General features: G+C 31.1%; 5 protein-coding genes, 1 pseudogene and 1 riboswitch. Of the genes and pseudogenes, 5 read left to right on the top strand and 1 reads right to left on the bottom strand.

Annotation, left to right across the window (positions count from 1 at the left end; translation table 11 throughout):
• Nucleotides 1–781 (bottom strand): annotated as a pseudogene (locus RWN11_RS06705) (peptidase); the annotation flags it as partial.
• 345 nt (nucleotides 782–1,126) lie between these two features.
• Nucleotides 1,127–1,224, top strand: a riboswitch (TPP riboswitch).
• Nucleotides 1,225–1,367: 143 nt separating this feature from the next.
• On the opposite strand from RWN11_RS06705, the gene tenA reads away from it, so the two are divergent.
• The 5 genes from tenA (at nucleotide 1,368) to RWN11_RS06680 (ending at nucleotide 5,403) form a co-directional block, all read left to right on the top strand.
• A complete protein-coding gene (gene tenA / locus RWN11_RS06700; protein WP_314160982.1) occupies nucleotides 1,368–2,048 on the top strand; it encodes a thiaminase II in 681 nt (226 codons plus the stop codon).
• A 3-nt stretch (nucleotides 2,049–2,051) separates the two neighbouring features.
• Nucleotides 2,052–2,849, top strand: a complete 798-nt coding sequence (gene thiD, locus RWN11_RS06695; protein ID WP_314160981.1) for a bifunctional hydroxymethylpyrimidine kinase/phosphomethylpyrimidine kinase — start codon at nucleotides 2,052–2,054, stop codon at nucleotides 2,847–2,849.
• 2 nt (nucleotides 2,850–2,851) lie between these two features.
• Entirely contained in the window at nucleotides 2,852–3,634 is a 783-nt protein-coding gene (gene thiM, locus RWN11_RS06690) for a hydroxyethylthiazole kinase (RefSeq protein ID WP_004392829.1), read from the top strand.
• Between the two features lies 1 nt (nucleotide 3,635).
• Nucleotides 3,636–4,268, top strand: a complete 633-nt coding sequence (gene thiE / locus RWN11_RS06685) for a thiamine phosphate synthase (RefSeq protein ID WP_314160980.1) — start codon at nucleotides 3,636–3,638, stop codon at nucleotides 4,266–4,268.
• 364 nt (nucleotides 4,269–4,632) lie between these two features.
• Nucleotides 4,633–5,403, top strand: a complete 771-nt coding sequence (locus RWN11_RS06680; protein WP_314160979.1) for an alpha/beta hydrolase — start codon at nucleotides 4,633–4,635, stop codon at nucleotides 5,401–5,403.
• Nucleotides 5,404–5,582: the final 179 nt, after the last annotated feature.

The raw sequence follows: 5,582 nt of genomic DNA, 5'->3' as shown, positions 1-5,582 counted from the left end.
TATTAATATGCAATGGTTTTAATTTATTAAAATTGTAAGTTAAAATCATATTTTGAACACCTGCTCCGTTCAAAATAGAATCCATAACAGGAACAAATACTTGTGTAAAAGTCTCAAGTTGATTATTGGTGTCTATTTTGTTTTTGTCTACAGAGTAACTAAAAGTTTTAGGGTACACATGGCGCTCAGGATATTTTTTACGATATGTTTCAGAGTATTCATCGTTTTCTTTTTCTGTGTAATTGTCGATGATTTTTGTGTCTTTAAAATCACCATTAGTTATCTCTCTTCTGTTTTCATGAGTTTTATCACCATCGTAGTATTTTAAATCACCTAAGTAACCTTTATTTTGACCGATTTTTATAGGATTAAATGTAACATTTACGGTATATTTTCCATCTTCAACAATTAATTTTGTTTTTGTATTATCTAGTCCTGCAGAAGCCATTGATGGGACAGTACCTTCAGCATTAAAGTTAAGAGCGGACGCTTCTATACTATATTCCCCATTTTTCAGATTCTTATAATCTTTAAAAGTAGTATTATCTGCAGCAGAAACTGATGGCACTGATACAGGAGTTGTTGTATAAATATTATCAGTAGATGTTGCATCTGGAGTAGTTGTTAGATTTGCACCAGGGGTTGCTGTTGAGCTACTCGCTACAACAGGTGTGTCTTCTGCTGCAAAAGCGAAGTTATCTTGATCATAAGATTCAATAGCTGCAATTGCTGAGAATATAGCAGTCGCAGACAAAACTTTTAATAATGTTGTATTTTTCATATTAGGAAATTTCTCCTTTATTTTGTATTTAAATTAGATTTTATTATTTTGATTAGATATTAAATCGTTATCACTATTATATTACAAAAAAAAAAGAAAATAAAGATAAAAGTGATAATCACCATCGGTTACAACCTAAAATAGGCAAAATTTACAATAAACTTTCAAATTTAGTTCACAAATTGGACATATTCCCTAAGCTGGTTATTTTGAAGAATGTAAAAATATTACTATTAAAAATAAAAGTGTTTTATTACAATATCATTTATATTAATCTTGTAAACCTTTAAACTAAATTGTTGACATTTTATTTTTTCTATGCTACGATTTAAAAAGTGAATAGAGTAAAATCACTAGGGGAGCCTTTAGGCTGAGATAACATAGTTAGACCCTTTGACCTGAACTAGATAATGCTAGCGTAGGAAACGTGAATATTTTCAAAATAGAATTAATCCAACATTATTGGAAAATATACTATGAGTAATATATGTTTCAGAGTTCTCTTACGTTAGTAAGGGGACTTTTTTATTTATCATAAGTGATATTATTTTATACTAAAATTAAATATATTTAGGGGGATATACCTATGAAACTTATTACTGAAATTATGGAAGAAAAGGCATTACCAATTGTCGATAAAATATATAACGATGGCTTTATTCAAGGATTAATTCATGCCGATTTATCAGAGAAAGCAGTAGAGCACTATCTGAAAGCTGATGCACTTTATTTAGAGAATTTTAGCGATATTTATGCCATTCTTTTAGCAAAAAGTAATGATAAAGTTGAAAAAAACTTTTTCTTAGGTCAGATTAATTTTGTATTAAACGAAGAAATTGCTGCACATAAAAATTTAGCAGATTACATAGGGAGAGATTATCAAGATATAATTAAAGGCGGAGAGTGGTATCCATCTGCAGACCATTATATAAAACATATGTACTATAATGCATTTGCATTTGGTATGGCAGAAGCGTTAAGTGCAATGGCGCCATGTCCATGGATTTATAAAATGGTAGCTAGAAAGATTTTAGCTAATCATAATTTAGCAGATGATCATCCATTAAAATTCTGGGTTGAATTTTATGCTGATGGCTTAGTAGATGAAGTACTTACTGAGTACTATAAAATTATTAATCGCGAAGCTGAATTTATGAGTGAAGAAGGTAAACAAAGACTTATTAAAAACTTCTTAGAAAGTTGTGAACATGAACGTCGTTTCTTTAATATGGCTTATACGCAAGAACGTTGGGGTTTAGAGGTATAGGATATGAGTAAACTTAATATTGCATTAACTATTGCTGGAACTGATTCAACTGGTGGAGCAGGAATTATGGCTGACCTGAAAAGCTTCCAGGCACGTGAAGTGTATGGAATGGCTGTAGTTACTAGTGTTGTTGCACAAAATACGTTAGGTGTGCAGATGATAAGAAACTTGGATTTGGATATATTAGAAGCGCAATTAAAAAGTGTGTTTGATGATATAACACCTGATAGTGTAAAAACTGGAATGATAGCAAATGCTGACATGATGAAATTAATTAAGAGATATTTACCTAAAGATGTTCCTTATGTTGTTGATCCAGTTATGGTCGCGACAAGTGGAGATAAATTGATAGATGATGTTGCAAGAAAACATTTAAAAGAAGAGATATTACCACTAGCAACTATTATTACACCAAATGTACCAGAAGCAGAAGAAATTGTTAATTTTAAAATACTAACAGAAGATGATGTTAATCGTGCAGGGAAGTTCATTATCGATGAAGTTGGATGTAAATCAGTAGTTATAAAAGGTGGACATCTAACTGGAGAAGCAAAAGATTATTTATTTTTAAATGATGGCACTAAAAAAGTATGGACTAGTGAAAGATTTAAGACTAATCATACACATGGAACAGGCTGTACATTCTCAGCTGTTATTACTGCAGAATTAGCAAAAGGTAAAAGTATAATTGAAGCTGTAGAAATTGGGAAAAAGTTCATTACAGCAGCGATAAAACACACACCAGAGCTAGGTCATGGAAATGGACCTGTAAATCATATAGCATTTAAAGGAGATTTATAAATATGACAAGTTTAAAATTATTAAAAGAAAAAGCACCATTAGTGATTTGTATCACGAATGATGTAGTTAAAAATTTCACAGCAAACGGATTAGTAGCGTTGGGAGCATCACCAGCAATGAGTGAGTATCCAGAAGACTTGGAAGATTTATTAAAATATGCTGGAGGGTTATTGATTAATATCGGTACATTAACAGATGAAACTTGGAAATTATACCAAGAGGCGCTTAAAATAGCTGAAAAATATAATGTACCTGCAGTATTAGATCCTGTAGCCTGTGGAGCGGGAGCATATAGAAAAAAAGTATCAGATGATTTAATAAATAATTACAAACTGGCAGCTATTAGAGGAAATGCTGGCGAGATTGCATCTTTAGTCGGCATAAATGTAGCCTCTAAGGGAGTAGACAGTGCAGGAGTAGATAATATTGATGAAATTGCCTTAGCAGCAAATGCTAAATTTAATATTCCAATAGTAGTAACTGGGGAAGTTGATGCTATTGCAGTTAATGGAGAAGTAATAACTATACATAACGGAAGTGCAATGATGCCTAAAGTTATTGGAACAGGATGTTTATTAGGAGCAGTTCTAGCAAGCTTTATTGGATTAGAGAAAGGTGAAGAATTAAAATCACTAGAGACAGCTATGTTAGCATATAATATTGCCGGGGAAATGGCAGAAAAACGTCCTAATGGACATTTACCAGGAACATTTAAAGTTGAATTTATTAATGCATTATATGAAATTACAGATCAAGATATAAAAGCATTTAAAAAGGTGAAATAAGATGTTTAATAAAGAACTATTAAAATTATATTTTATATGTGGAACTACTACTTGCTTAGGTAAGGACTTATATACAGTAGTTGAAGATGCTTTAAAAGGTGGAATAACTTTATTTCAATTTCGTGAAAAAGGTGAAGGAGCCTTAGAAGGTAGAGAAAAAGTAGAATTAGCAATAAAACTACAAAATCTTTGTAAAAAATACAATGTTCCGTTTATTGTTAATGATGATATAGAGTTGGCGTTAGAAATAGATGCTGACGGAGTGCATGTAGGGCAAGATGACCTAGGTGTTGATGAAATAAGAAAATTAATACCAGATAAAATAATAGGTCTTTCTATAGGGAATGAAGAAGAATTTAAACAATCCAAAGTTGAATATGTAGATTATGTTGGTGTAGGACCTGTATATGTCACACAATCAAAAGATGATGCTGGTGGCGCTATAGGTTACGAAGGACTAGAATTAATGAGAAGATTTTTACCACAAATGCCATTAGTCGCAATCGGTGGTATTCAGACACAACATATTAAAGATATTATGAAAACGAATGTCGATGGTGTGTCTATTATATCAGCAATCTCATATTCAGATAATGTTGAAAAAACTGTTCGTGAAATGAGCGAACAATTCTAAAATTAGCTTCCAAAGTTTAATTCACCTTTTGATAATTTTCAAGTGGTGATGTAAAGAGTAGAGCAAAAATCCTTACCAGTTTTTGAGTCTACTCTTTTTTGTTTAACTAATTAGGAAGAGTTGAGGGACTCAAAAATCGCAATCTCTTAAGAAACAAGATTTTGTCGAGTTGCTCCAGCAAAGGTTATTAGATATTTTTATAAAGTAAATTCAGCTATAAATAAGTCACGGTGTATATATTTTATTAGAATGTAGAATTTTTGAATCATACCCAGCTCTATATAATTATTTGATTAATGAAGATAATAAGTATATAATTAGTGTGAAAAAAAGAATGCTAACAATAAAGAATGGAGGAATTTTTATGACGAATATAGTATTGATACATGGAACATGGTGTGATGGAACTGTCTGGGGAGAATTTGTGGATGAATTAGAAAAATTAGGTTTAAATGTATATACTCCAACTTTAAGATATCATGGTTTACCTTATGAAGAAGTTGAAAAAAAGGTAGCAGAAGTTAGTTTGGATGAGTTTACGGATGATATTGTAGAGTTAATAGAAACTTTAGATGAAACTCCAATAGTACTAGGACATTCATTAGGAGGACTTCTTGCTCAGAAAGTTGCTATGAGGACAAAGATTAAGGGGCTTATTTTAATGGGAACTGCACCAGCAGCAGGGATTTTCGCTTTCTATCCAAGTATGGTAATTTGTTTCTATAAACATTTTCTACGTTGGGGATTTTGGAAAAAATCTATGCCACCGTATAAACATGCATTCTATGATTATTGTATGAATAATCAAGACAAAGCGGACAAAGAAAGAGAATTTTCTAAATTAGTTCCTGAGTCAGGTTTTACTTACTTTCAAATGGCATTACCATTTTTAGACAAACAAAAAGGAGCATATATCGATTTTGAGAAAGTAAGTGAACCTGTCCTTGTTATAACAGGTAGTGAGGATAAAATGGTACATCCAAATATAGCAAAAGCAACAGCAAAAAAATATAAAAATTCGACATTAAGTATTATAGAAGGATCTGACCATATGTATGAGGCTCCGAAATATAGAGATAAAACTGTAGAAATAATAGATCAGTGGTTAAAAAATATAATAAACAAAGAATTGTAAGAAGAGATAGTCATTCCTGTAAATGAAAAAGTAAATATTCATGAATTTTCAAAAAAACTTTTCAAAAAAATTCAAAAAAAGTGTTGACAATTTTATTTGCTAATGATAATATATAGTCAAGTTAAAAATTACCGATATTCAAATAAGTACTTTATAGGAACTTTTACAGAGAGTGTGAG

The organism is uncultured Gemella sp. (genome assembly GCF_963519265.1).
GTDB lineage: Bacteria > Bacillota > Bacilli > Staphylococcales > Gemellaceae > Gemella.
This window is presented reverse-complemented; position numbering and strand designations above follow the sequence as displayed.

Excerpts from the sequence above, each read along its gene's own strand:
- tenA (WP_314160982.1), top strand. The coding sequence starts at position 1,368 with ATGAAACTTATTACTGAAATTATGGAAGAAAAGGCATTACCAATTGTC.
- thiD (WP_314160981.1), top strand. The coding sequence starts at position 2,052 with ATGAGTAAACTTAATATTGCATTAACTATTGCTGGAACTGATTCAACT.
- thiM (WP_004392829.1), top strand. The coding sequence starts at position 2,852 with ATGACAAGTTTAAAATTATTAAAAGAAAAAGCACCATTAGTGATTTGT.
- thiE (WP_314160980.1), top strand. The coding sequence starts at position 3,636 with ATGTTTAATAAAGAACTATTAAAATTATATTTTATATGTGGAACTACT.
- RWN11_RS06680 (WP_314160979.1), top strand. The coding sequence starts at position 4,633 with ATGACGAATATAGTATTGATACATGGAACATGGTGTGATGGAACTGTC.